Below are 22,011 nucleotides of genomic sequence, written 5' to 3'. Positions count from 1 at the left end.
ATCCCTGAGCTATTGGAAGCCCATGACACAGGCCACGAACCAGCCTCGCCGGATCCTGCTGCTGACGGGCGCCTCGCGTGGCATCGGCCACGCCACGGTGAAGCGCTTCTCCGCGGCGGGCTGGCGGGTGATCACCTGCTCACGCCACGCCTTCCCGGAGAACTGCCCGTGGGAGATGGGGCCCGAGGACCACATCCAGGTCGACCTCTCCGATCCCGCCGACACGCTGCGCGCCGTCGAGGAGATCAAGCTGCGGCTTCCCGACGGCGAGCTGCACGCGCTGGTGAACAATGCCGGCATCTCGCCCAAGGGAGCGGGAGGATCGCGGCTGAACACCATCAACACGCCCCAGGAAGACTGGCACCGCGTGTTCCAGGTGAACTTCTTCGCCCCCATCCTGCTGGCGCGCGGCCTGCTCGACGAGCTCAAGCGCACCCATGGCGCGGTGGTGAACGTCACCTCCATCGCCGGCTCGCGGGTGCATCCCTTCGCGGGCGCCGCCTACGGCACCTCGAAATCTGCGCTCGCGGGGCTGACCCGCGAGATGGCCGCCGATTTCGGCCCGCTCGGCATCCGGGTGAACGCCATCGCGCCGGGCGAGATCGACACCTCGATCCTCTCACCGGGCACCGAGAAGCTGGTCGAGCAGATCCCGATGCGCCGGCTCGGCACGCCGGACGAGGTGGCGAAGATCATCTACGTGCTGTGCACGGAAACCTCGTCCTACCTGAACGGGGCCGAGATCCACATCAATGGCGGCCAGCACGTGTAAGGGCGCGCGGCCGAACGGTGGAGCGAGCATCCTTCGAGGCTCGCCGCGCTCGCACCTCAGGATGACGTGCCGGCAGCCTTGCTGCCTTCACAGCCAACGTTTCCACTTGAAGAACCAGTAGGGCAGGATCGCCGCCACCAGCATGGCGAGCAGCGCCAGCGGGTAGCCCAGGCGATCCCCCAACTCCGGCATGTACTGGAAGTTCATGCCGTAGATCGAGGCGATCAGGGTGGGGGGCATCAGCACCACCGAGAGCACCGCGAAGATCTTGATGATGTTGTTCTGCTCGATCGACACCATACCGAGCGTGGCGTCGAGCAGGAAGGTGATCTTGTTGGCGAGATAGCTGACGTGGTCGGTCAGCGAGGAAACGTCGCGCTGCATGCTCTTCAGCGTGGCGCGCTGTTCCTTGGAGACGCGCTTCTCGCCGTTCTCGGCGGCGAGGAAGGTTACGAGCCGCGCCATGGAGACGAGGCTCTCGCGCACCTTGGAGGCGAGGTCGCCCTTGCGCGCGATGATCCGCAGCAGCGCCCGGTAGCGCTGGTTCTGGTCGCTGCGCCCGCCATTGCGCTCGAAAATGCGCTGGGAGACGCCGTCGATCTCGGCGCCGAGATGCTCGATGATGTCGGCGGCGCGGTCGATGATGGCGTCGAGAAGCTCCATGAGGAGCTGGTCGCCGGCGATCTGGGCGGAACAGGTCTTGCCCAATTTGAAGGTGACGAGGCGGAACGGCTTCGGCTCGTCATAGCGCACGGTGACCAGCCGCCGCCCGGCGAGGATGAAGGACACCGCGGCGAGCGTCGGACGCTCGCTGTCGGCGTTGCAGACGATGCTGCCGGTCATGAAGGTGGCGCCGTTCTCGGTGTAGAGACGGCTCGACGGCTCGATCTCGACCATCTCCTCCCGGGTGGGGACGGCGATGCCGAGCGCGCGCTCGACCAGCGCGTCCTCGCCGGGCCGGGGATCGAACAGATCGAGCCAGACCGCGTCGTCCGGCACCGGCCCGCCGGGCGGCACCTCGCTGCGCTCCAGCGTGCCCTCGCGCAGGCGATAGGCGAACAGCATGAACCCGACCTCCGTTGGACGAGCCAGCCTATACGCTCCGGCGGGCGGCGGGACAAACCGGCGCCATTCTGCCTGCGCATTCCAGCCGAGCCGACCTTCGCCGTCAGGACGCCGGTGTCTAGGCGGAGTCCTCGGAGACGACGAAACCTTCCCCGCGCCGATGCGGATCGCATCGCGCAGTCTTCAGGCGGATCGCTCGGGTTTCAGGGTGCTGCAGGCGACGCGGCGGCCTTCAAGGGAGGCCCCGTGCGGATCAGACCGCGAAATACTCGGCGTCGCGAAGGGTTACCACTTTCGCTCCATCGGCCTGCGCCTCACCCGTGGCGGGGGCAGCGGCCGGCGTCTTGTCAACGGCATAACGGGCGGCCGCGGCAACGGCCGAAATCCCGATCTCGCGCCAATGCTGGCGTTGCTCGGAACTCTCCCAACGTCCACTCCCCGGTTCGACGTCCCGGGACTCCTCGGCAGACATGTCTTCCTCCATTAAAGTCGCTGCCATACTGGGCAGGTTGCTATACAGATGGGCAGCGACTGCGACAAAAATAAGCAAATCCGGGGAAGAGTATAAGGCCTACCAAGGTCTGATTGAGGCAAAACCGGGCCGGCTTTCAGTTGACGTAAGGAGTGCGGCTTTTCGGCAACATACTGCCGCGACACGTATTTGGCGCCGATGTGGCCTCTTCAAGGCGCACCCGAGTTGAGCTAATCGAAGGATACAGCCTCGCGGCCGGGGGCAAATGGCCGCATTTGAACGATTCTGGAGAAGCGGGCGATGACCTTGCGGATTATGAGCGCAGTGCTGCTGGCGCTGTGTCTGGGTGCGTGCGTCAACTCAACCAAGGAGTTGGCTTCGGACGCCGCGATGAAGCCGCGCGACAAGAAGCTGCTCGCCAACGCGCCGTACCAGAAGGTGCTGCCGCCGGAGATGTATCAGCGGCATATCGTGGACTACACCGGTGCGCAGAAGCCCGGCACCATCGTCGTCGATACCGACAAGAAGTTCCTCTACTTCGTCGAGGATGGCGGCAAGGCGATCCGCTACGGCGTGACCGTCGGCGAGGAAGGCCTGGCCTTCAAGGGCGAGGCCAAGGTCGGTCGCAAGACCGAGTGGCCCACCTGGACGCCCACCCCGGAGATCAAGGAGCGCATCGCCGGCGTGCCGAACTTCGTCGGTCCCGGCCCGCACAACCCGATGGGCGCGCGTGCGCTCTACCTCTACCAGGGCAACAAGGACACGCTGTTCCGCATCCACGGCACCAACCAGCCGGAATATATCGGGCAGGCGATTTCCTCGGGCTGCATCCGCATGCTCAACGAGGACGTGATCGACCTCTACAACCGGGTGCCGCAGGGCACGGAAGTGGTGGTCCTCTGACCGCCTGACCGGCCTCGCGCGATTTGAGAAGGGCGTCGCCTGCCGGGCGGCGCCCTTTTTACTTGTCGTTTACTTTGTTCAGGCGCCCACCGCGCCGCCGAGCTCGACCCGCACCACCTCCGGCGGCACGCCGATCCGCACCGGCAGGCTGGTGCAGCCGAGCCCACCCGAGACGATGAGGTGGCGCCCGTCCTCGACCACATGGCCATAGGCGAATCGGTTGCCGTAGGTCGAGGGCACGATCGGCGACCAGCCGGCGATGCGCACCTGCCCGCCATGGGTGTGGCCGCTGAGGGTGAGCGCGATGCGGTCCGGCACGTCGACGAACACGTCGGGCTCGTGGGCGAGCAGGATGGCCGGCGCATCGTCTTCGATCTGGGCGAGCGTGCCGGGCAGGTCGTCGACGCCCTTGAACGAATTGTGCTCGCCGGTGCGGAAGGCGATGGTATCGCCGAGGCCGGCGAGCCAAAAATGGCGGCCGCCATGGGCGATCCTGACCGTCTTGTTCTCGAGGACCGGGATGCCCGCCGCCTCCATTGCCCGGGCCGAGGCGGTGGGGCCGCGCCGGTTCGCCTGCGCCACCGGGTCGTCCCACCAGTCGTGATTGCCCATGATGCTCCACACCCCGAGCGGCGCCTTCAGCGCGGCGAGAGCACGGGCCGCCTCGTCGAGCGGGACGGGGCGCGTGACGAGGCGCTGGGTCGGCGTGTAGTCGCCGAGCAGCACGACGAGGTCGGGGGCGAGCGCATTGGTGCGCGCGACGATCTCCTCGATCCGCCCGAGGCCCATGATCGGCTCGCCGACATGCAGGTCGGTGATCACCGCGACGGAGAGCGGGTAGTCCGCCGGCCATGTCGCCGGGCGCGGGCGATAGGTGGTGACGACAAGGCGGACGGCCGGCTCGACGAAGCCGGCATAGCCGGCCATCGCGGCGCCACCGGTCAGCGTGGTCACGGTGCCGGCGAGCAACATGCGGCGGCTGATGGGCCGGGCCAAGAGACGCGCCATGAGAAGGGCAGCCCTTTCGTCGCGAGCGGAGCCGGCGCGCAACGGCCGGCAAGCGGGGAAACCGCTTAAGAACCGACCGCTATGACTTTCTCAAGGCGGCGAATTGACGTTACGTCATGTTGAGGGCGCCGATCTGCTCCCCGAAGCCAGACATGACGATGCTCAGGGTGATTCGCGGCCCCGGACCACATATGTCACGCGACGCTCCCGGATCGGCCTGTCAGCCGTCCGGGATGAGGCTTTCACAGGATGGGAGCAGCTCGCGCCGCCCTCACGCCGCCAGCAGCTTCTCGCGGGTCGCCCAGTCGAGCGTCTTGTCGAGCGCGCGGGTCAGGCGGTCGAACAATTCGTCGATCTCGGCCGGCGAGATGACCAGCGGCGGGCAGATGGTGACCGCGTCGCCGAACACGTTGCGCACGATCAGCCCCTCGGCCTGCGCGAAGGCGACGCATTTGGCGGCGACGCCGAGCTTCGGGTCGAACTGCGCCTTGCTCTTCTTGTCGGCGACGATCTCGATGCCGGCGACCAGCCCCATGCCGCGCGCCTCGCCGACCAGCGGGTGGTCCTCCAGCGCGGCGCGGCGGGCGTCGAATTGCGGGATCTTGGCGCGCACCCGCTCGAACACGTTCTCGCGGTCGTAGATCTCCAGCGTCTTCAACGCCACCGCGGCGGCCACCGGATGGGCCGAATAGGTGTAGCCGTGGCCGAAGCTGCCTAACTTGCGGCTCTCCTCCAGCATCGCCTGATACATGTCCTCGGGGATCATCACGCCGCCGATCGGCTGATAGGCGGAGGACAGCGCCTTGGCGATGGAGATGGAGTTCGGCTTCATGTCCAGCGCGGTGCAGCCGAAGGCCGTGCCGAGGCGGCCGAAGCCGGTGATGACCTCGTCGCCGATGAAGAAGACGTCGTACTTCTCCAGCACCGCCTGGATCTTCGGGTAATAGGTGTTCGGCGGCACAATGACGCCGCCGGCGCCCAGCACAGGCTCGGCGATGAAGGCGGCGACCGTGTCCGGCCCCTCGGCGAGGATCAGCGCCTCGAGATCGGCGGCGAGGCGGGAGGCGAAATCCTCCTCGCTCTCGCCGGCTTCCGCGAGCCGGTAGTAGTGCGGGCAGGTGGTGTGCCGCACGCCCGCGATCGGCAGGTCGAAATCGTTGTGGTTGCCCGGCAGGCCCGTGAGCGAGGCCGAGGCGATGGTGACGCCGTGATAGGCGCGCATGCGCGAGATGATCTTCTTCTTGTTCGGCCGGCCGAGCGCGTTGTTCATGTACCAGACGAGCTTCATCTGGGTGTCGTTGGCCTCGGAGCCGGAGCAGGTGAAGAACACCTTGGAGATCGGCACCGGGGCCATCTCCTTCAGCTTCTCGGCGAGCTCGATCGCCGGGTCGTGGCTCTTGCCGCCGAAGATGTGGGTGAAGGGCAGCTTGCGCATCTGCGCGCTCGCGGCCTCCACCAGTTCCTCGTTGCCGTAGCCGAGCGCCGTGCACCACAGGCCGGCCATGCCCTCCAGATAGGGCTTGCCGTCGACGTCGTGCACCCACACGCCCTGTCCGCGTTCGAGGATCAGCGGCCCCGCCTCGCGGATCGCCACGAGATTCGTGTAGGGGTGAACCACGGTCTCGACGTCGCGCATCTGAAGATTCGTCAGCATGGCCTGCTCCGGCAAAGGGCGACCGGCGGCATGATGCGGCCGGTGCGATCCAGGATCGCTCCCAGCCTAATGCGGACGCGCCCGGGCCGGAAGCAGGCCCTTGGTCGGACGCGCGGCCTTTGCCGCGTCAGGGTGTCGCCGCCTTCACCGTCCAGCGGCAGAGTGCGGCGCTGGTGCGCCGCACCGTGCGGTCCACATGCAGATGCAGCTCGTGGTAGCCGTCCGAGCCGGGGCCGAGAATGGTGGTGAAGTGGGTGCAGGCGCTGGTCTTCAGCTTCTCCTGGAAAGCCACCGGCATCGCCTGCGCGCCCTTGCCGCCGACGACGTATTCGCGCCCGTTCTCCAGCCGGTAGCCGCGCGTGTCGATGGCGTTGCCGCGCCCGTGCTCACTCAGCTTGGCGCCGGCGACGCGGTTGCGCGGGCGGCAGCTATAGGAATCGGCGACCAGCACCTTGTCGAGCGGCGAGCCGAGGGTCGCCACCAGCGGATCGATGTCCTCGCGGAGCCATTGCACCACCGCCGCCGCCATGTCGCAGCGGAGCACGGCCGCCGGCTCCAGCGGCACCAGCCGGCCGCTGGCCATGCGCACGGCAGAGAGGCGAACGGGATTCTCGATACCGCAACCGCCCTTCGCCTCCACGCTCGCCGCCTCGAACACCGCAAGATCGCCGGCCGCCAGCGCCGGGCAGGCGCCGAGCGCCGCGCCCGCGGGCGGTGATGCTGGAGCGGAGGAGGCCGGTGGAGGCGCCGTCGCCACGATTGCCGCCTCCCGCTCTTCGCCGGCGGCGGGCGCGGCATCTCGCGACCCAGGCGTCAGCGCGGCGGACTGGCCGGGGCCGGGACGCGGCGGCGGGAGAGGGACCGCGCCGGGGCTGGGCGCCAGAGCGAGGCGGGGCGCCGTCATCTCCATGGGCTTCTCCGGCCGCTTGGTCGCGCGCCAGGGCGAGGCCGGCGGCACGGGTGCCCGTGCCGGCATCCGTGCCGAGGGAGGCGCCGGGGCGGAATCGTTCCCGGCTTCCGGCTCCTCGGGCTCGGCGGCGGCTTCGGGCGAGGCCGGGGCCGCAGTCACACCGGTTGCCGGTGATGCCGGCGGGGGCACCGCCGCCAGCCGGGGTTCGGGTCGCGGCGGCGGCAGGGGCGGAGACGAGGGCGATGCCGGAGGTGCCGCTGCGTTGGCCTTGGCATCGCTGTGACCAGGCTGACCGGCCTGATCGTCCACCACATCAGCCTGATCAGTCGTGCGCGGCGGCGGGGTCGGAACGGGCGTCGATGCGGAAGCCGCCTTCGGCTTGGCCGGATCGGGTTTGGCCGGATCGGACTTTGCCGGATCGGGCTTGGCGGCTGACGATCGGGTGCGCGGTTTCGTCTTCGGCTTGGCGGGCTTTGCCGGCGTCGTGCCGAACAGCTCGTTGAGGTTCCTATTTACCGCCTCGCCCGCCTTGTCGAGCTGGCGTGCCACGCCCGCGGCGCCCGACTGCGCCGACGCCGGGATCGACCGTAGCGGCAATAGGAGGCCGGCAACCAGCATCGAGGCGAGAATCACCCGTACCGGAAAGGCTTTCGAACCGATCCGCGACGCCGCGGAAATATGCCTTCCTGCCAAAGGCTTGCTCCTCCCCGACGGGCACCTCTCCGACGCCGATAAATGCGACGATGGGAGCGCCCTTCATTTCATGCTATCAGGCCCTCGACGCCGCTCCCAACCCGGACCGACCCCATCGTGAACGCGCTTCGCGCCCTTCTGTTCGACAAGGACGGCACGCTCGTCGATTTCGACCGCACATGGGGACCGGCGGCGGGCGAGGTTATCCGGCGCATCTGCCGGGGCGACGTGCAGGCGCAGCGGCGACTGGACCTGGCCTGCCACTATCTGCGCGAGGAGCGGCGTTTCCTGCCGACCTCGCCGCTGCTTGCGGGCTCGTCGGCGCAATATGCGCCGATCTGGGGTGAGGTGCTGGGCCGCCCGGTGGACGGCGAACTGCTGGCCGAGATCGACCTCCTTTTCCTTGAGGAGGGCAGGCGCTTCCTCACCCCCATCGGCCGGCCGGCGCAGACGCTGGCCCGGCTGCATGCGAGTGGCCTGAGGCTCGGCATGGCCACCAACGATGTCGAGGCGAACGGCCGGCTGCAGGCCGAACTACTTGGAATCACGCCGTTTCTCGACGCGATCTACGGCTATGACTCGGGCCATGGGCCGAAGCCCAGCCCCGGCATGGTCGAGGCCTTCGCGCGGCAGACGGGCTTTGCCCCCGGCGAGATCGGGCTGGTCGGCGACACCGACCACGACCTCGCCTGCGCCAGGGCGGCGGGGGCGAGGGCGATCCTGGTGCGCACGGGCGTCGCTCCGATCGACCATCTCATCGACGAGGCCGACCTCGTGGTCGACGATGTCGAGGCGCTGGCGCGGCTGGTCATCGACGCCGAACACACGGAGGCGGTGCCGTGATACGCCGCCGCCTCTATATCGAGGAGCGCATGTCGCAGCTCGCGGTGTGGAGCCTGCGCACAGCCGTCTTCGCCATCCCCGTGACGGTGCTCGGCGTCGCGCTGTACTGGACCGAGACACTCGACTTCGAGGCGGCGATCCGCACGGTGCTGGCGGGGCTCGGGCTCTCCGCGCTGGCGCTGCTGCTGGCGCTGGCCGCCTTCATCGTGATCTGGAACGTCGGGCTCAAGGGCCTCGGCCGGGTGATCGGCGCGGCGGTGCTCGCCGCCTTCATGCTGGCGCCGCCGGCGGCGATCGCGGCGCTCGGCCTGCGGCTGCCGGCCATCCATGACGTCACCACCGACGTCGAGGACCCGCCCACCTTCCGGGCGCTGGGCTTCGCCCGCTCGCGCGCGGCCAACCCGCTCGACTATGCCGGCGGCGAGGTCACCCGGCAGCAGCAGGACGCCTATCCGGGCATCAAGCCGATCGAGTTCGATGCGACCCCGGACGAGATCTACAACTCGCTGGTCTCGCTGGTCACCCGCCGCAAATGGCACGTCATCGGCGCCACGCCGCCGCGCGGCGGGCTGAGGGAGGGCCGCATCGAGGCGGTGGCGCGCGGCCTGCCCTTCGGGCTGCGCGAGGACATCGTGATCCGCGTGCGGCCGACCGAGAGCGGCGTGCGGGTCGACATGCGCTCGGTCTCGCGGCATGGCGAGCGGGATTTCGGCTCGAATGCGCGGCGCATCGACTCGCTGCTCGCCGACCTCGCCGAGGAGCGCGGCCGGCCGCGGCGCTAAGCTCCCTCCCGTCGCCTCAGCCCAGCGCGAACTCGCCGTCGAGCGCCGCCACGCCGCCTTCCGTCACCACCGCCCCCCGCGCCACCAAGTCCTCGAGATGCGCCAGCGTCGACAGGCCGGCCGCGCCGGCGAGGCGGGGGTCGAGGCCGATATAGATCGAGCGCACGATCTCCGGGATGTGCATCGGCCCGCGCGACAGGGCGCGCAGGATCGCCGTCTCCCGCGCCTCGCGATGGCGCAGATAGCGCTCGACGAAGGCGTGGGCATCGCGCACCGGCCCACCGTGGCCAGGCAGATAGAGCGTCTCGGGGCGCGCGCGCAGCTTGCGCAGCGAGTCCATGTAGTCGCTCATCGCACCGTCCGGCGGGGCGACGATGCTGGTCGACCAGGCCATCACGTGATCGCCGACGAACAGCGTGTCGGTGCCTTCGATGGCGAAGGCCATGTGATTGGCGGTGTGGCCCGGCGTCGCCACCGCGCGCAGCGCCCAGCCACGCCCCTCCACCACATCGCCGTCGGCGAGACGGACATCGGGACGGAAATCGCGATCGCCGCTGGCGTCGAGCGGATTGACCTCGCCCATGCGCAGCGGCCGTGCCGGACGGTGCGGGCCTTCGGCATGGACCGGCGCGTCGGTCGCCGCGCGCAGCGCTTCGAGCGCGCCGACATGGTCGCGGTGGGTATGGGTGACGAAGATGTGGGTCACCGTCTCGCCGCGCACCGCATCAAGCAGAGCGGCGACATGCCGCGCGTCGTCCGGGCCCGGATCGATGATGGCGACCTCGCCTTCACCGAGTATGTAGCTGCAGGTGCCGGTGAAGGTGAACGGGCCGGGATTGTCCGCGAGCACGCGGCGCACCCCTGCCCTCACCCGCTCGGCCACGCCGGGGGTCGCGTCGAACTGGCGGTCGAAGGGAATGTCGTCGGCCATAGGTGGGCTCTAGCCTACCCGTTCGGCGCCGTCGAGCCGATCATGGTTGCAGCGCAGCGTTGCCCGAGGCAATGCTGCGCCAGCATGTTCCGCAGGAGTTGGAGCGCTTCTGCGGCTCAAGGGAGTGCCGGGAGAACACATGGATACGTTGCTGGACGGCTATCGCCGGTTTCGCGAGACCTCGTGGCCGGAACGCAAGGCGCTGTTCGAGAAGCTCGCCGCGCGCGGACAGAAGCCGCAGACACTCATCATCGCCTGCTCGGACAGCCGCGTCGATCCGTCCATGATCTTCGACGCCGGCCCCGGCGAGCTGTTCGTCGTGCGCAACGTCGCCAACCTCGTGCCGCCCTACACCTCGCCGGACCACGCGCATCACGGCACCAGCGCGGCGATCGAATTCGCCGTGCGGGTGCTGGAGGTGAAACGGATCGTGGTCATGGGCCACGCGCTGTGCGGCGGCGCCCGCGCGCTGATCGACGGCGTACCGAGCGCCGCGCAGGATTTCCTCGCCGACTGGATCCATCTCGCCGATCCGGTGCGCAGCATCGCCCGCAACCTCAGCGACGATCCCGAGGAGCAGCGCAGCATCGCCGAATATGGCTGCGTGAAGCTGTCGCTGAAGAACCTCGAGACCTTCCCGTGGATCCGGGAGCGGACCGAGGACGGCCGCCTCGAACTCGCCGGCGCCTATTTCGCGGTGGCGACCGGCGTGCTGGAACGCCTGAAGCCCGACGGGACCTTCGGGCCGGCCTGACGCCGGCCCGCCCGGCTCAGCCGAGATAGCCGCGCGCCGAGAGATAGCCGACGATTTCGTCGGCCAGCTCCTCGGCCGCGCGATGACCGGCGTCGAGGTGGATCTCGGCGTGCTCCGGCGGCTCATAGGGGCTGTCGATGCCGGTGAAGTTCTTGATCTGGCCGGCACGGGCACGCTTGTAGAGCCCCTTCGGGTCGCGCTGCTCGGCGATCTCCAGCGGCGTGTCGACGAACACCTCGATGAATTCGCCGTCCTCCATCAATTCGCGAGCAAGGCGCCGCTCGGCGCGGAAGGGCGAGATGAAAGAGGTGAGCACGATCAGCCCGGCATCGACGAACAGCTTGGCGGTCTCGGCGACGCGGCGGATGTTCTCCACGCGATCGGCCTCGGTGAAGCCGAGGTCCTTGTTGAGGCCGTGGCGCACATTGTCGCCGTCCAGCATGTAGGTGTGCTTGCCGGTCGCGTTGAGCTTCTTCTCAACGAGATTGGCGACGGTCGACTTGCCGGAGCCCGACAGGCCGGTGAACCACAGGATGACCGGCTTCTGGAACTTCATCGCGGCGCGCGAGGCCTTCGACACCTCCAGCGCCTGCCAGTGCACGTTGGTCGCGCGGCGCAGGCCGAAATCGATCATGCCGGCGCCGACAGTGAGGTTGCTCATCCGGTCGATGACGATGAAGGCGCCGGTCTGCGGCACCTGCGCGAACGGATCGAAGGCGATCGGCTGCTGGGTGGCGAGGTTGACGACGCCGACCTCGTTCAGCTCGAGCTGCTTGGCCGCCAGCTTCTGGAAGCTGTTGACGTCGACCTTGTGTTTGATCTCGGTGACGCTGGCGCTGACCGTGCGGGTGCCGATCTTGATGAGATAGGGCCGGCCCGGCAACAGGTGATCGTCATGCATCCAGATGAGATGCGCGGCGAACTGGTCGGAGACCTCGGGGCGGGCTTCGGCGGCGGCGAGGATGTCGCCGCGCGAGATGTCGACCTCGTCCTCAAGGGTCAGGGTCACCGCCTCGCCGGCGCCGGCCTCGCGCAGATTGCCGTCCTTGGTGACGATCGCCTTGACGCGGGTGGTGCGACCGGAATTCGCCACCGCGACGATGTCGCCGGGGCGCACCGAGCCGCTCACGATGGTGCCGGCAAAGCCGCGGAAATCGAGGTTGGGGCGGTTCACCCACTGCACCGGCATGCGGAAGGGGCGCGCCAGCGCGTCGTCCTCGACCGGCACGCTCTCCAGATACTCGACCAGCGTCGGCCCGCCATACCACGGCGTGTGCGGGCTCGGCTCCAGCACGTTGTCGCCATAGCGCGCGGAGAGCGGCACGGCGAGGAAGCTCTCGAAGCCGAAATCCTTGGCGAAGGCCTGATAGTCGCGGACGATCTCTTCGAAACGCTCCTGCGAATAGCCGACGAGGTCGATCTTGTTCACCGCCAGCACCACATGGCGGATGCCCAGCAGCGAGACGATGAAGGAGTGCCGGCGGGTCTGAGTCAGGATGCCTTGCCGGGCGTCGACGAGGATGACGGCCAGATCGGAATTCGAGGCGCCGGTCGCCATGTTGCGCGTGTACTGCTCGTGGCCGGGCGTGTCGGCGACGATGAACTTGCGCTTGTCGGTGGCGAAGAAGCGATAGGCGACGTCGATGGTGATGCCCTGCTCGCGCTCGGCAGCGAGGCCGTCGACCAGCAGTGCGAAATCGAGATCGTCACCGACCGTGCCGTGCTTGCGCGAATCGTTCGAGAGCGTGGCGAGCTGGTCCTCGAACAGGAGCTTGGTGTCGTAGAGCAGCCGGCCGATCAGGGTCGACTTGCCGTCGTCGACGCTGCCGCAGGTGAGGAAGCGCAGCAGGCTCTTGTGCTCATGCGCGACGAGATAGTCGGCGAAGGCTTCGGCTTCCGCGGGCATGGTCATCAGAAATATCCCTCGCGCTTCTTCTTCTCCATCGAGGCGGCCTCGTCATGGTCGATGAGACGGCCGGCGCGCTCGGAGGTGCGGGCGATCAGCATCTCGCGCACGATGGCTTCCAGCGTATCGGCGTCGCTGTCGATGGCGGCGGTGAGCGGATAGCAGCCGAGCGTGCGAAAGCGCACCATGCGCTCCTCCGGCACCTCGCCCGGCTCCAGCTTCAGCCGCCCGTCGTCGACCATGATCATCTGGCCGCCGCGCCAGACCACCGGGCGCTTCGCCGCGAAATAGAGCGGCACGATGGGAATGCGCTCAGCGAGGATGTACTGCCAGATGTCGAGCTCGGTCCAGTTGGACAGCGGGAAGACGCGGATCGACTCGCCCGGCTTCACCCGCGTGTTGTAGAGGTTCCACAGCTCCGGGCGCTGGCTCTTCGGGTCCCAGGCATGGTTCTGCGTGCGGAAGGAGAAGACGCGCTCCTTGGCGCGGCTCTTTTCCTCGTCGCGCCGCGCCCCGCCGAACGCCGCATCGAAGCCGTGCAGCGTCAGCGCCTCCTTCAGAGCCTCGGTCTTCATCACGTTGGTGTAGAGCGAGGAGCCGTGGTCGAAGGGGTTGATGCCCTGCGCGACGCCGGCCTGATTGGTGTGCACCAGCAGCTCGAAGCCGAGGTCCTTCGCCATCCGGTCGCGGAAGGCGATCATCTCGCGGAACTTCCAGGTGGTGTCGATGTGCATCAGCGGGAAGGGCGGCTTGGACGGATAGAACGCCTTCACCGCGAGGTGCAGCATCACCGCCGAGTCCTTGCCGATGGAATAGAGCATCACCGGCTTGGAGAATTCCGCCGCGACCTCGCGGATGATGTGGATCGACTCGGCCTCGAGCCGCCTTAAGTGGGTCATACGATCAGCCGACACGCCGTCACCTCTTGCTCGGCGAAACACCCGGCTCCGTCCCGCCGCGGGGCGGGAGAAGCCGTTCGCAGGTAATTTCCTAGTTCGGGGTCCGCAAGGTCATGCCGGCGCCGTGCTGAGCGCGCCGGAAGCCGCGGCGAGAAGGCGCCGATCGCCGAACGCCACGAAATGCGGATTGGCGAAGGGCGCGTCCTCGCTCTGGACGCTCTTTCCATAGAGGAGCGGGCGGCCGTCGAGACGGGTGACGATGCCACCCGCCGCCCTCAGCACCGCATCGCCCGCCGCCGTGTCCCACTCCATCGTGCGGCCGAGCCGCGGATAGATGTCCGCGGCGCCCTCGGCGACGAGGCAGAACTTCAGCGACGAGCCCGCCGAGGTGAAGGACACCTCGCCGTAGCGGGCGAGCCACGCGGCGGTTTCCGAGGAGCCGTGCGAGCGGCTTCCTATGGCCACGATCGCCTCCGGCGCGTGTCGCACGGCAATCGGGCGGATATCCGTTAGCGCCCCATCCGCGATCCGCGCCTTGAAGGCCGTGCCGGCGGCGCCCGCATAGAGCACGCCGAGGGCGGGGGCATAGACCACGCCCGCCACCGCGACGCCGTCCTCGATCCGCGCGATGTTGACGGTGAACTCGCCGTTGCGGGCGAGGAATTCCCGCGTGCCGTCGAGTGGATCGACGAGGAAGAAGCGCGAACCGATCTCGGGGAGGCGCCCGGCGGCGGCCTCCTCCTCGGCGATCACCGGCAGATCGGGCGCAATCTCGCGCAACCCTTCGAGGATGATAGCTTCGGCCCGCTGGTCGGCCTCCGTCACCGGCGAGCAGTCCGCCTTGCGGGTAACGGTAAAATCGGAGGCATATATGTCGAGAATGACCTCGCCGGCCCGGATCGACAGCTCCGCCAACCGCAACAGCTCAGGCCCGACCGCTATCGGGATGCTCATTCCGCTCGTACCGTGTTCTTCCGCCCAACGGGGCAATATAACCGAACGCAATGCAGTGCAACATCCGCAGCGTGTAGAGCGCGCGCCGGACAGCCCTCGCGGTGGTGAGGGCGGCGCGGGACAACCTATTGTCCTTGCCGCGCGGGCGGTGATAAGCATTCTGCCGCGCCACGCAAGGCCCCCTTCATGCGGAGATCGGGGTTCGTCGCGCGACGCTGCGGATGGGCTGCCGCCGACCGCGTCAGCCGGGGGGAGACGATGCCGGAGCCGCTGTTCATCCTCTGCCCGCCCCGGTCCTATTCCTCCATCGTCTGCGGCATGCTCGGCCAGCACCCGCAATGCTACGGGCTGCCGGAGCTGAACCTGTTCCTCGCCGACACGATCGGCGAGATCTGGTACGGCTCGACCTTCTTCCGCAGCTCAGGCTTCCACGGCATCTGCCGGACGCTGGCGCAGCTCCACAGCGGCGAGCAGACGGAAGAGGCCGTCATCCTTGCCAAGGAATGGATCACCGCGCGGCCGAGCTGGCCGGTGCGCCGGCTGTTCGATCACATCCAAGAGCTCGTCGGCGACCGCATCCTGATCGACAAGAGCCCGAGCACGCTGTTCCGCCGGGATCACCTCGAACGGCTGCTGCGGGTGTACCCGAACGCCAACATTCTGCATCTGATCCGGCATCCGCGCGGCATGGGGGAATCGCTGATCACCCTGCGCAAGACCGACAAGAGCCTGAAATTCTTCGATCAGCTCGTCACCGACGCCCAGCGGCTGGACCCCGAGCGGATGTGGCGGAACAGCCATGAGATGGCGGTGGCGCTCACCGACCCGCTGCCGCTCGGCCAGTGCATGCGGGTGAAGGGCGAGCTGATGATGTCCCAGCTCGACGTTTTCCTGCCGCAGCTCTGCGAGTGGCTCGGCATACGGAGCGACGCCGAGGCCATCGCGGCGATGATGCATCCCGAGGATTCGCCCTATGCCCGGCTGGGACCGGCGAACGCACCGGGCGGCAATGATCCGAACTTCCTGCAGGACCCCAAGGTCGACATGGCCCGCCTCGCCCGGCTCAAGGAGCCGAGCCTGGTGGGCGAACTGTCCTGGCGCACCGGCGACGGGTTCCGGCCGAAGACCATCCGGCTCGCCAAGCAGCTCGGATACGCCTGAACATGCCCATGCTTCAGGCCGGCAATTTCAGGCGCATCGCGCGCGGCGGGCTCGGCCGGCCCGGCCTCAACATGGCCTATGCCATGGCCGAGTTCCGCGGCCATCTCTATCTCGGCACGTCGAGCGCGAATGCGCGTAGCCCCGATGATGCTCCGCGCGTCCTGCGGCTGCAGGACGGCGAATGGCGGGTCGTGCATGAATCGCCGCTCGCCGCCGGGGATGGCAGCGCACCGACCGACGTGCAGTTCCCGCAGGAATTCGCGCGCCTGCTCAAGCGGGGCGGCGAGAAGGAGGAAGCTCCGGGGCCGCGGCCGACGGAGACCGGCTATCGCTCGATGGCCATCTTCCAGGGCGCGAGCGACGCCGAGCCGGCGCTCTATGTGGCGACAATGTCGCTCTCGGGTGGCACGGTGCTGCGCTCGGAGGACGGCGAGAGCTTCGCACCCGTGACCGAGCCCGGCATGGGCAACCCGGCGGTCTATTCCTTCCAGGCGCTGACCGTACATAGCGGGCGGCTCTTCGCGGCCGCCGCCGGCCGGGTGAGCGAGGGCACGATCGACCGCAACGTGCCCCCCGAGGCGGCGCTCTATGTGTCGGACGATCCAGCCTCCGGCACATGGACGCCCGCCGCGCTGCCGGGTTTCGGCGATGTTGCAAATGTTGCAGTCGCGACGCTCTGCCCGGCGCACGGCTATCTCTATGCCGGCACCGTCAATCCCGAGCGCGGCTTCGAAGTCTGGCGCACCAAAGCGGAAGGCGAGGCGCCGTTCGAATGGACCCGCGTCGTCGACAATGGCGCCTATGGCTACAACCAGAACCTCGCCGCCTCGGCCATGGCCGAGTTCGAGGGCGCGCTCTATGTCGGCTGCGGCGTCACCGGCTTCGGGCACGACCGCGTCTACGACATCGGTCCCGCCGCGTGCGAACTGATCCGCATCTGGCCAGACGGAAGCTGGGATCTTGTCGCCGGCCGGCCGCGCTTCACCCCGCAGGGGCTGAAAGTGCCGCTCTCCATGCTCGGGGCGGGCCTCGACGATCCGTTCAACGCCATGGTGTGGAGCCTCGCCGTCCATGACGGCGTGCTCTATCTCGGCACGCACCAGTGGGAGGCGTTCCGCGCGATCGAGATCGGCGCGGAGGACATCTTCGGCGGCTATCAGCTCTGGGCGAGCGAGGACGGCGAACAGTGGACGCTGGTGCTGGAGGACGGCGGCGGCAATCCCGCCGATGTCGGCCTGCGCACGCTGGTCTCGACCTCGCAGGGCCTGCTGCTCGGGACCTGCAACCAGATGCAGTTGCTGACCATCATGGCGCGGCTGCGCGACCGGAAGCTCGACCTGCCGGACCGCCGGGGGTTCGAGGTCCTGCTCGGCGCACGCTAGAACCCTTTCCGATCAGGTGGAATCACCTGCCCGATCAGAGGCACGCCACCGCCAGAACCGCGTCGTCCATCTCCGTCAGCGCGACCGGCATGCCGCCGGCAGCGCCGGGACCGTCGACCAGCGCGACACCGTTCGACAGGGCGGTGACGGTGAAGGCTTGCGGCGCGCCATCGAGCCCGGTGCCGAGGCATTTCGCAGCCGCCTCCTTGGCGCACCAGGCGCGCAGCAGATCGCCCTCGGCCAACAGCGCGCGCTCGCCCGGCGAGAAGCCACCGGCGGCGAGATCGGCCGGCTCGACGCGCCCGGCAAGCTCCAGATCGACGCCCACGGCGGTGCCGGCCGGCGCGGCGATGGCGAGTGCACGGCCGGCGACATGGGCGAGCGAGACCTCCGGCGCCGCGCCGAACAGTTCCAGTCCCTCCATCGCCACGAAGGGACGGCCGTCCTCCGTCGTGCGGATGACGATGTCGGCCGGCAGCAGCAGCGTGCCGGTCTCGCGTTCGAGGAAGGCACGCACCGCCTCCTTCAGCGCGAGGCGGCCGACCAGCCAGTCGTCGCGGCGGCGCGGATTGGGCGGCAGGGTGGCGAAGTGTTCCCGCTCCTCGGCGGAGAGCACGGTGTAGGCGAGCACACGCCGCCATATGCCGCCGGCATCGTCGAGGAAGCCTGCCGGAAAGGCCGGCACATGCCAGAGCACCGCGCCCTCCGGTAGGGCACCGGGCGCGAACAGCCCGCTCACCTCGTCGCCGTAGAAGACCTCGCGCGGCTGCCAGCGCGCCACATAGAAGCGCGGCGGCACGTCGAAGAAGCGGTCGCGCCAGCCGGTGGCGCGGAACAGCGGCGCTCCATCCGGTCCATAGGCGACGAAATCGCCGGTGAGATAGCGGGTGCCGCCCTCGCCCGGCTCGAAGGCGAGCCGGCCGCTGATGCGCCCGCCTTCCGTATCCTCGCAGCCGGCGTCGACGAGATCGATGCGCTCGATGCGCGAGGGGAAGGACGAGAAGTCGCTGCCCGGCCCCTGGTCGATCCAATAGGCGGTGAGCTGGCCGATGGCGTCCAGCAGCACCGGGTTGATCAGCAGCCCGGAGGGCTCGCCCTCACGGAAGAAGCCGTGCAGCGGCGTTCCGGCAAGGCGGGCGTCGATGCCGCTGTCGTCCCAGGCGAGAAGCCCGCTCATGCTCTGGAAGAGCGGACCATGGAACATGCCGGTGGCGTAGAGCTCGTCGTCGCGCCGGCTCGGCACGCGACGCTCGACCAGCGGCGCGAGGCCGGCGATGGCGGCGGGCGCGTCGGCGAAGATCACCTCCGCGTCGATCAGCGGCGCACCATCGGGATCGGCGACGCTGGCGGCATAGCGGCGCTCGCCGGGCTCGGCGTCCGGCAACGCCGTCGCGGTCATGACGAGGCTGCGGACGCCGTCGTCGAGCGCTATCCAGTTGTGCGCACGCACCTTTTCGAGCCGCACCGGGACGGCGCCGGCGCCGTCGAGCGCGGCGGCGACCTCGGCCAGCATTTCGAGGCTCACCGCCAGCGGGACCACCGGCAGAGCGGTGAGCTCCGGGTCGAGATCGGAGACGTGCGGCGAATAGAGGATGTGGTGCTGCAGGAAGATGTCCTGCGCGGCGTCGAGATCGCAGCCGGCGATCAGCCGTCCCGGCTCCTCGGAGAGCACATGGTGCAGGAAGGGGAAGGGCTGCGGCGCCGACGGCTCCGCATAGGTCGCTGAAGTGGGGCCGAACTGCGCAGCGCCCGCAGGCGAACCTCCGGCGACGGCGGACATCACCTGCGCCTGCGTATCGAGGAACTGCTGCATCAGCGCGAAGTGATTGAACATCACCGCGTCGACATCGGCCGACGGCACAGATTCGGCCGGCGTGGCGACGGGCGGAACCTCGGCTTCGACAACGGCATGGGTCGGAGCGGCGGGAACGGGTTCCGGCGCGACGGCTCCGGGCGCTGTATCCTTCAGTGCCTCAGGCACACCCCCGCCGGGGCGCAGCGCAGCGCGCAGATCCGCCGCCTCCTCGGGCGAAAAGCGGATCATCGCCAGCGTGTTGGGGAACACCCGCTGGCGCTTCGCCGGGGCGCGGGCGGCGTCGAGATCGGCCGGCATGATGCCGCGCCGGGCATAGAGCGCGCCGATATCGATGCCGCGGCCCGCCGCCCAGAGCCGGCCGAAGGCGCCGAGCATGGTGGACAGATGTGGGCGGCGCCGGCTGTCGAGCGCGACCGCCATGGCGCTCGCGCCCTTGTCCGGCATGCCCTGTAGGATGTTGTCGATGAAGCCGGTGAGGTTCGCCGACGGGCCGACCTCCACGAAGATGCGGAAGCCGTCCGCATACATGCGCTCGATGGTCTCGGTGAAGCGCACCCGCGAGCGCCACTGCTCGGCGGCGAGCGCACGGATCGCCTCGGGCGTCTCCGGCATCGGCGCGGCGGTGGCGCAGGAATAGAGCGGCACGCTCGCCGGCTTGAACTCCATGCCCTGATAGGCGTTCTCCACCACCTCGGCGACCGGGCCGAACAGCGGGGTATGATAGGGCCGGTCGAAGGGCAGGAAGGCGCACAGCCCACCCTCGCGGCCGAGCTCCCCGGCGATCGCCTCCAGCTTCGGACGCTCGCCATAGAGCACGGTCTGCTGGTGGCAATTGTCGAGCGCGAGATGCACCGCCTCGCCATCCGCCAGCGCCAGCGTGCGCTCACGCGGCACCGCCCCGACGGTGAGCAGCGCGCCGCCCTCAATGTCGCCCGCCCCGGCCATTTCCTTGTAGAGGCGGTTCAGGTCGCGGATGTTGTGTTCGAGCTCCAGCCAGCCCCCGGCCCCGAGCACGCCGGCCGCGCGCAGGGCACTGTGCTCGCCGCTGGAATGGCCGAGCATGGCGTCGGGCTCCAGCCCGAGGAGGCGGGTGACGTCGAACATCGCCTGGCTGGCGAGGAAAACCGATTCCGAGCCGAGCTCGATACCGAAGAGCTCGTGGCGCAGCCGCTCGGACCAGGCGGGGTCGAGCGTGGTCGGCGGCGGGAACACGCAGTCGCTCGGCCGGAAGCCGCGCGCATCGCCGAACAGCCCGTCCCAGAAGTCGAACCATTCGCGCGCCTCGGGGAAGGCGGCCAGCGCCTCGGCGAGCATGCCCTGATATTGCGCGCCCTCGCCGGGGAAGACGAAGGCGAGCTTGCCCTCCACCGGCGCATCGGCCGAGAAATAGCCGGAGCGGCCGTTGAGGCTGACGCGCCCGCTCGCGATGCGATCGCGGGCCTTGCTCAGGCGATCGCGCAGCTCCGCCTTGTCGGCGGCGACGAGGGCAAGTCGCGCCGGACCGGCGCCGACCGCGCGCTCGGCAAGCGCCGCGCCGATGGAGGCGAGCGAGGCATCCGCCAGCGGGCCTTCGAGGCCGGCGAGCAGCGCATCGATCGCGCCGGCCAGCGCGGCGGTGGTGTCGGCGGCGAGCACGATGAGCTCAGCCGGCAAATGATGCGGACGCGGCGCGGGGCCGGTGGCCGGCGCCTCTTCAAGGATGGCGTGCGAGTTGATGCCACCGAAGCCGAAGGCGTTCACAGCGGCGCGGCGCGGCGTGCCCATCGGCTGGATCCACGGCCGGGCGGCGGTATTCACGTAGAGCCGGGTGGTCTCGATGCCGAGCTCGGGATTGACGTTCTTGCACAGGGTCGGCGGCAGCACCTTGTGGCGCAGCGCCATCGCCGTCTTGATCAGCCCGGCCATGCCGGCCGCCGGAATGCAATGGCCGATCATCGACTTAACCGCGCCGAGCGCGGTGCGCGGCAGGCCTTCGAGGCGGGCGCCGAACACCTCGCGCAGCGCCGAGATCTCGGTGCGGTCGCCGAGTGGTATTCCGGTGCCGTGCGCCTCGACGAGGCCGATGGTGGACGGCGCCACGCCTGCATCCTCCAGCGCGCGACGGATGGCGAGGATCTCGCCTTCGAGGCGCGGCGCCAGCAGGCCCGAGCCCTTGCCGTCGCTGGACTGGCCGACCGCCTTGATCACCGCATAGATCTTGTCGCCGGAGGCGAGCGCGTCGGACAGCCGCTTCAGCACGACGATGCCGAGGCCCTCGCCGAGCAGCGTGCCGTCGGCCTCGGCGTCGAAGGTACGCACGTGCGAGCGCTTCGACAGGGCGCCGAGCTGGGTGAACACCATGTACACCTCGGCCGGGATCGAGGCGTTCACGCCGCCGGCCAGCATCAGGTCGGAACGGCCCGAACGCAGCTCCTCCATGGCGATGTTCACCGCGAGCAGGGACGAGGCGCAGGCGGCGTCGATGATGTAGTTCGGCCCGCGCAGATCGAGCTTGTTGGCGATGCGCCCGGTCATCACGTTGGGCACGAGGCCGGGCGCGATGTCGGCGTTGAAGGGCGGCAGTTTCGCCAGCAGCGCCTGCTTCAGCGTCTCGACCGCCGCGTCGCCGGCTTCCGGGATCAGCTCGCGGATGAGCGCCAGCGTCTGGTCGACGACGATGCCGTGCTGCACGACATTGGCGTTGCCGCGGTGCAGATAGGTCGAGTGGCCGAGGATGATGCCGCTATTGGTATGATCATGCCCCTCGCCGAGATAGCCGGCATCGGCGAGCGCGTCGCGCGCCGCCTTCAGCGCTAGGAACTGGTCCGGCTCGCTGCCATCCACCGAGGACGGCATGAGGCCGAGCTCGGCCGGATCGAAGCGGAACAGGTCGCCGAGATAGCCGCCGGCGGCGGTGGTGATGCGGGTGGTGCCGGCGCTGGCGAGATAGCGCGCGGCATCCCAGTCGGCCTCAGGCTGGCGGATTTTCTCCTCACCGGCGAGGATCGCGCGGAAGAAGGCGTCCGGCCCCTCGGAGCCCGGAAAGGCGCAGGCGACGCCGACGATGGCGATGTCCCCGGCATCCGGTTCGCGGTCCGATTTCGGCGGTTGCATCAGCATGGAAGTC

The 22,011-nt window shown here is 69.0% G+C and carries 17 protein-coding genes; 7 read left to right on the top strand and 10 right to left on the bottom strand.

The genetic code is table 11. From position 1 onward, the window contains the following. The first annotated feature begins 22 nt into the window (after window positions 1-22). On the top strand, window positions 23-772 hold the full coding sequence (locus tag U742_RS0103200; protein WP_029349978.1) for an SDR family NAD(P)-dependent oxidoreductase: 750 nt from the start codon (window positions 23-25) through the stop codon (window positions 770-772). An 87-nt stretch (window positions 773-859) separates the two neighbouring features. Here U742_RS0103200 and corA read toward each other — a convergent pair whose 3' ends face one another. Next, window positions 860-1,837, bottom strand: coding sequence for a magnesium/cobalt transporter CorA (gene corA / locus U742_RS0103195; protein WP_029349977.1), 978 nt, complete (start codon window positions 1,835-1,837; stop codon window positions 860-862). 253 nt (window positions 1,838-2,090) lie between these two features. Continuing rightward, window positions 2,091-2,309 (bottom strand): hypothetical protein, encoded by a 219-nt coding sequence (locus U742_RS0103190; RefSeq protein ID WP_248310241.1) that lies wholly within the window; start codon window positions 2,307-2,309, stop codon window positions 2,091-2,093. 300 nt (window positions 2,310-2,609) lie between these two features. Between U742_RS0103190 and U742_RS0103185 the strand changes: the two genes are divergently transcribed. Then, a complete protein-coding gene (locus tag U742_RS0103185; protein WP_029349975.1) occupies window positions 2,610-3,212 on the top strand; it encodes a L,D-transpeptidase in 603 nt (200 codons plus the stop codon). A 78-nt stretch (window positions 3,213-3,290) separates the two neighbouring features. Here U742_RS0103185 and U742_RS0103180 read toward each other — a convergent pair whose 3' ends face one another. The 3 genes from U742_RS0103180 to U742_RS23110 form a co-directional block, all read right to left on the bottom strand. Further along, complete coding sequence (locus tag U742_RS0103180) at window positions 3,291-4,220, bottom strand: metallophosphoesterase (protein ID WP_029349974.1); 930 nt, start codon at window positions 4,218-4,220, stop codon at window positions 3,291-3,293. 271 nt (window positions 4,221-4,491) lie between these two features. Next, the gene (locus U742_RS0103175) at window positions 4,492-5,874 is read right to left on the bottom strand and encodes an aminotransferase (RefSeq protein ID WP_029349973.1); all 1,383 of its coding nucleotides are present in this window, start codon (window positions 5,872-5,874) and stop codon (window positions 4,492-4,494) included. Between the two features lie 127 nt (window positions 5,875-6,001). Then, complete coding sequence (locus U742_RS23110) at window positions 6,002-6,943, bottom strand: extensin-like domain-containing protein (protein WP_197028158.1); 942 nt, start codon at window positions 6,941-6,943, stop codon at window positions 6,002-6,004. Window positions 6,944-7,594: 651 nt separating this feature from the next. Between U742_RS23110 and U742_RS0103165 the strand changes: the two genes are divergently transcribed. After that, on the top strand, window positions 7,595-8,320 hold the full coding sequence (locus U742_RS0103165) for an HAD family hydrolase (RefSeq protein WP_029349970.1): 726 nt from the start codon (window positions 7,595-7,597) through the stop codon (window positions 8,318-8,320). Beyond that, window positions 8,317-9,102: a DUF1499 domain-containing protein gene (locus U742_RS0103160; RefSeq protein ID WP_029349968.1), complete on the top strand. Its 786-nt coding sequence runs from the start codon at window positions 8,317-8,319 to the stop codon at window positions 9,100-9,102. The genes U742_RS0103165 and U742_RS0103160 overlap by 4 nt, the downstream gene beginning before the upstream one ends. Window positions 9,103-9,118: 16 nt before the next feature. Here the strand turns inward: U742_RS0103160 and U742_RS0103155 are convergent, their stop codons facing one another. Continuing rightward, window positions 9,119-10,033 (bottom strand): MBL fold metallo-hydrolase, encoded by a 915-nt coding sequence (locus U742_RS0103155; protein WP_029349966.1) that lies wholly within the window; start codon window positions 10,031-10,033, stop codon window positions 9,119-9,121. A gap of 139 nt (window positions 10,034-10,172) precedes the next feature. Between U742_RS0103155 and U742_RS0103150 the strand changes: the two genes are divergently transcribed. Further along, entirely contained in the window at window positions 10,173-10,787 is a 615-nt protein-coding gene (locus U742_RS0103150; RefSeq protein ID WP_029349964.1) for a carbonic anhydrase, read from the top strand. Window positions 10,788-10,803: 16 nt separating this feature from the next. On the opposite strand, the gene cysN is transcribed toward U742_RS0103150, so the two are convergent. From cysN to cysQ, 3 genes are all read right to left on the bottom strand, one after another. Continuing rightward, window positions 10,804-12,699, bottom strand: a complete 1,896-nt coding sequence (gene cysN, locus U742_RS0103145; protein WP_029349962.1) for a sulfate adenylyltransferase subunit CysN — start codon at window positions 12,697-12,699, stop codon at window positions 10,804-10,806. Beyond that, entirely contained in the window at window positions 12,699-13,607 is a 909-nt protein-coding gene (gene cysD / locus U742_RS0103140) for a sulfate adenylyltransferase subunit CysD (RefSeq protein WP_081852792.1), read from the bottom strand. Before cysD ends, cysN begins: the two co-directional genes overlap by 1 nt. 96 nt (window positions 13,608-13,703) lie before the next feature. Continuing rightward, on the bottom strand, window positions 13,704-14,546 hold the full coding sequence (gene cysQ, locus U742_RS0103135; RefSeq protein ID WP_051660811.1) for a 3'(2'),5'-bisphosphate nucleotidase CysQ: 843 nt from the start codon (window positions 14,544-14,546) through the stop codon (window positions 13,704-13,706). A gap of 258 nt (window positions 14,547-14,804) precedes the next feature. Here cysQ and U742_RS0103130 point away from each other — a divergent pair, with 258 nt between their 5' ends. Both U742_RS0103130 and U742_RS0103125 read left to right on the top strand, forming a co-directional pair. Continuing rightward, window positions 14,805-15,707 (top strand): sulfotransferase family protein, encoded by a 903-nt coding sequence (locus U742_RS0103130; RefSeq protein ID WP_051660810.1) that lies wholly within the window; start codon window positions 14,805-14,807, stop codon window positions 15,705-15,707. Between the two features lie 2 nt (window positions 15,708-15,709). Further along, window positions 15,710-17,089, top strand: coding sequence for a hypothetical protein (locus U742_RS0103125; RefSeq protein ID WP_051660809.1), 1,380 nt, complete (start codon window positions 15,710-15,712; stop codon window positions 17,087-17,089). A 34-nt stretch (window positions 17,090-17,123) separates the two neighbouring features. On the opposite strand, the gene U742_RS0103120 is transcribed toward U742_RS0103125, so the two are convergent. Next, window positions 17,124-22,004 (bottom strand): type I polyketide synthase, encoded by a 4,881-nt coding sequence (locus U742_RS0103120; protein WP_029349951.1) that lies wholly within the window; start codon window positions 22,002-22,004, stop codon window positions 17,124-17,126. Window positions 22,005-22,011: the final 7 nt, after the last annotated feature.

The organism is Allobosea sp. 117, from assembly GCF_000702305.1.
Taxonomy (GTDB): Bacteria; Pseudomonadota; Alphaproteobacteria; order Rhizobiales; family Xanthobacteraceae; genus Ancylobacter.
Note: the sequence above shows the minus strand (reverse complement) of the source record. Positions and strands in the feature narration are given on the sequence as shown.

Bases quoted from the DNA above. Each gene is read 5' to 3' on its own strand.
- U742_RS0103175 (WP_029349973.1), bottom strand. From the start codon at position 5,874: ATGCTGACGAATCTTCAGATGCGCGACGTCGAGACCGTGGTTCACCCC.
- U742_RS0103130 (WP_051660810.1), top strand. From the start codon at position 14,805: ATGCCGGAGCCGCTGTTCATCCTCTGCCCGCCCCGGTCCTATTCCTCC.
- U742_RS0103120 (WP_029349951.1), bottom strand. From the start codon at position 22,004: ATGCTGATGCAACCGCCGAAATCGGACCGCGAACCGGATGCCGGGGAC.
- corA (WP_029349977.1), bottom strand. From the start codon at position 1,837: ATGCTGTTCGCCTATCGCCTGCGCGAGGGCACGCTGGAGCGCAGCGAG.
- cysQ (WP_051660811.1), bottom strand. From the start codon at position 14,546: ATGAGCATCCCGATAGCGGTCGGGCCTGAGCTGTTGCGGTTGGCGGAG.
- U742_RS0103125 (WP_051660809.1), top strand. From the start codon at position 15,710: ATGCCCATGCTTCAGGCCGGCAATTTCAGGCGCATCGCGCGCGGCGGG.
- cysN (WP_029349962.1), bottom strand. From the start codon at position 12,699: ATGACCATGCCCGCGGAAGCCGAAGCCTTCGCCGACTATCTCGTCGCG.
- U742_RS0103185 (WP_029349975.1), top strand. From the start codon at position 2,610: ATGACCTTGCGGATTATGAGCGCAGTGCTGCTGGCGCTGTGTCTGGGT.
- U742_RS0103150 (WP_029349964.1), top strand. From the start codon at position 10,173: ATGGATACGTTGCTGGACGGCTATCGCCGGTTTCGCGAGACCTCGTGG.
- U742_RS0103180 (WP_029349974.1), bottom strand. From the start codon at position 4,220: ATGGCGCGTCTCTTGGCCCGGCCCATCAGCCGCCGCATGTTGCTCGCC.
- U742_RS0103190 (WP_248310241.1), bottom strand. From the start codon at position 2,309: ATGTCTGCCGAGGAGTCCCGGGACGTCGAACCGGGGAGTGGACGTTGG.
- U742_RS0103155 (WP_029349966.1), bottom strand. From the start codon at position 10,033: ATGGCCGACGACATTCCCTTCGACCGCCAGTTCGACGCGACCCCCGGC.
- U742_RS0103200 (WP_029349978.1), top strand. From the start codon at position 23: ATGACACAGGCCACGAACCAGCCTCGCCGGATCCTGCTGCTGACGGGC.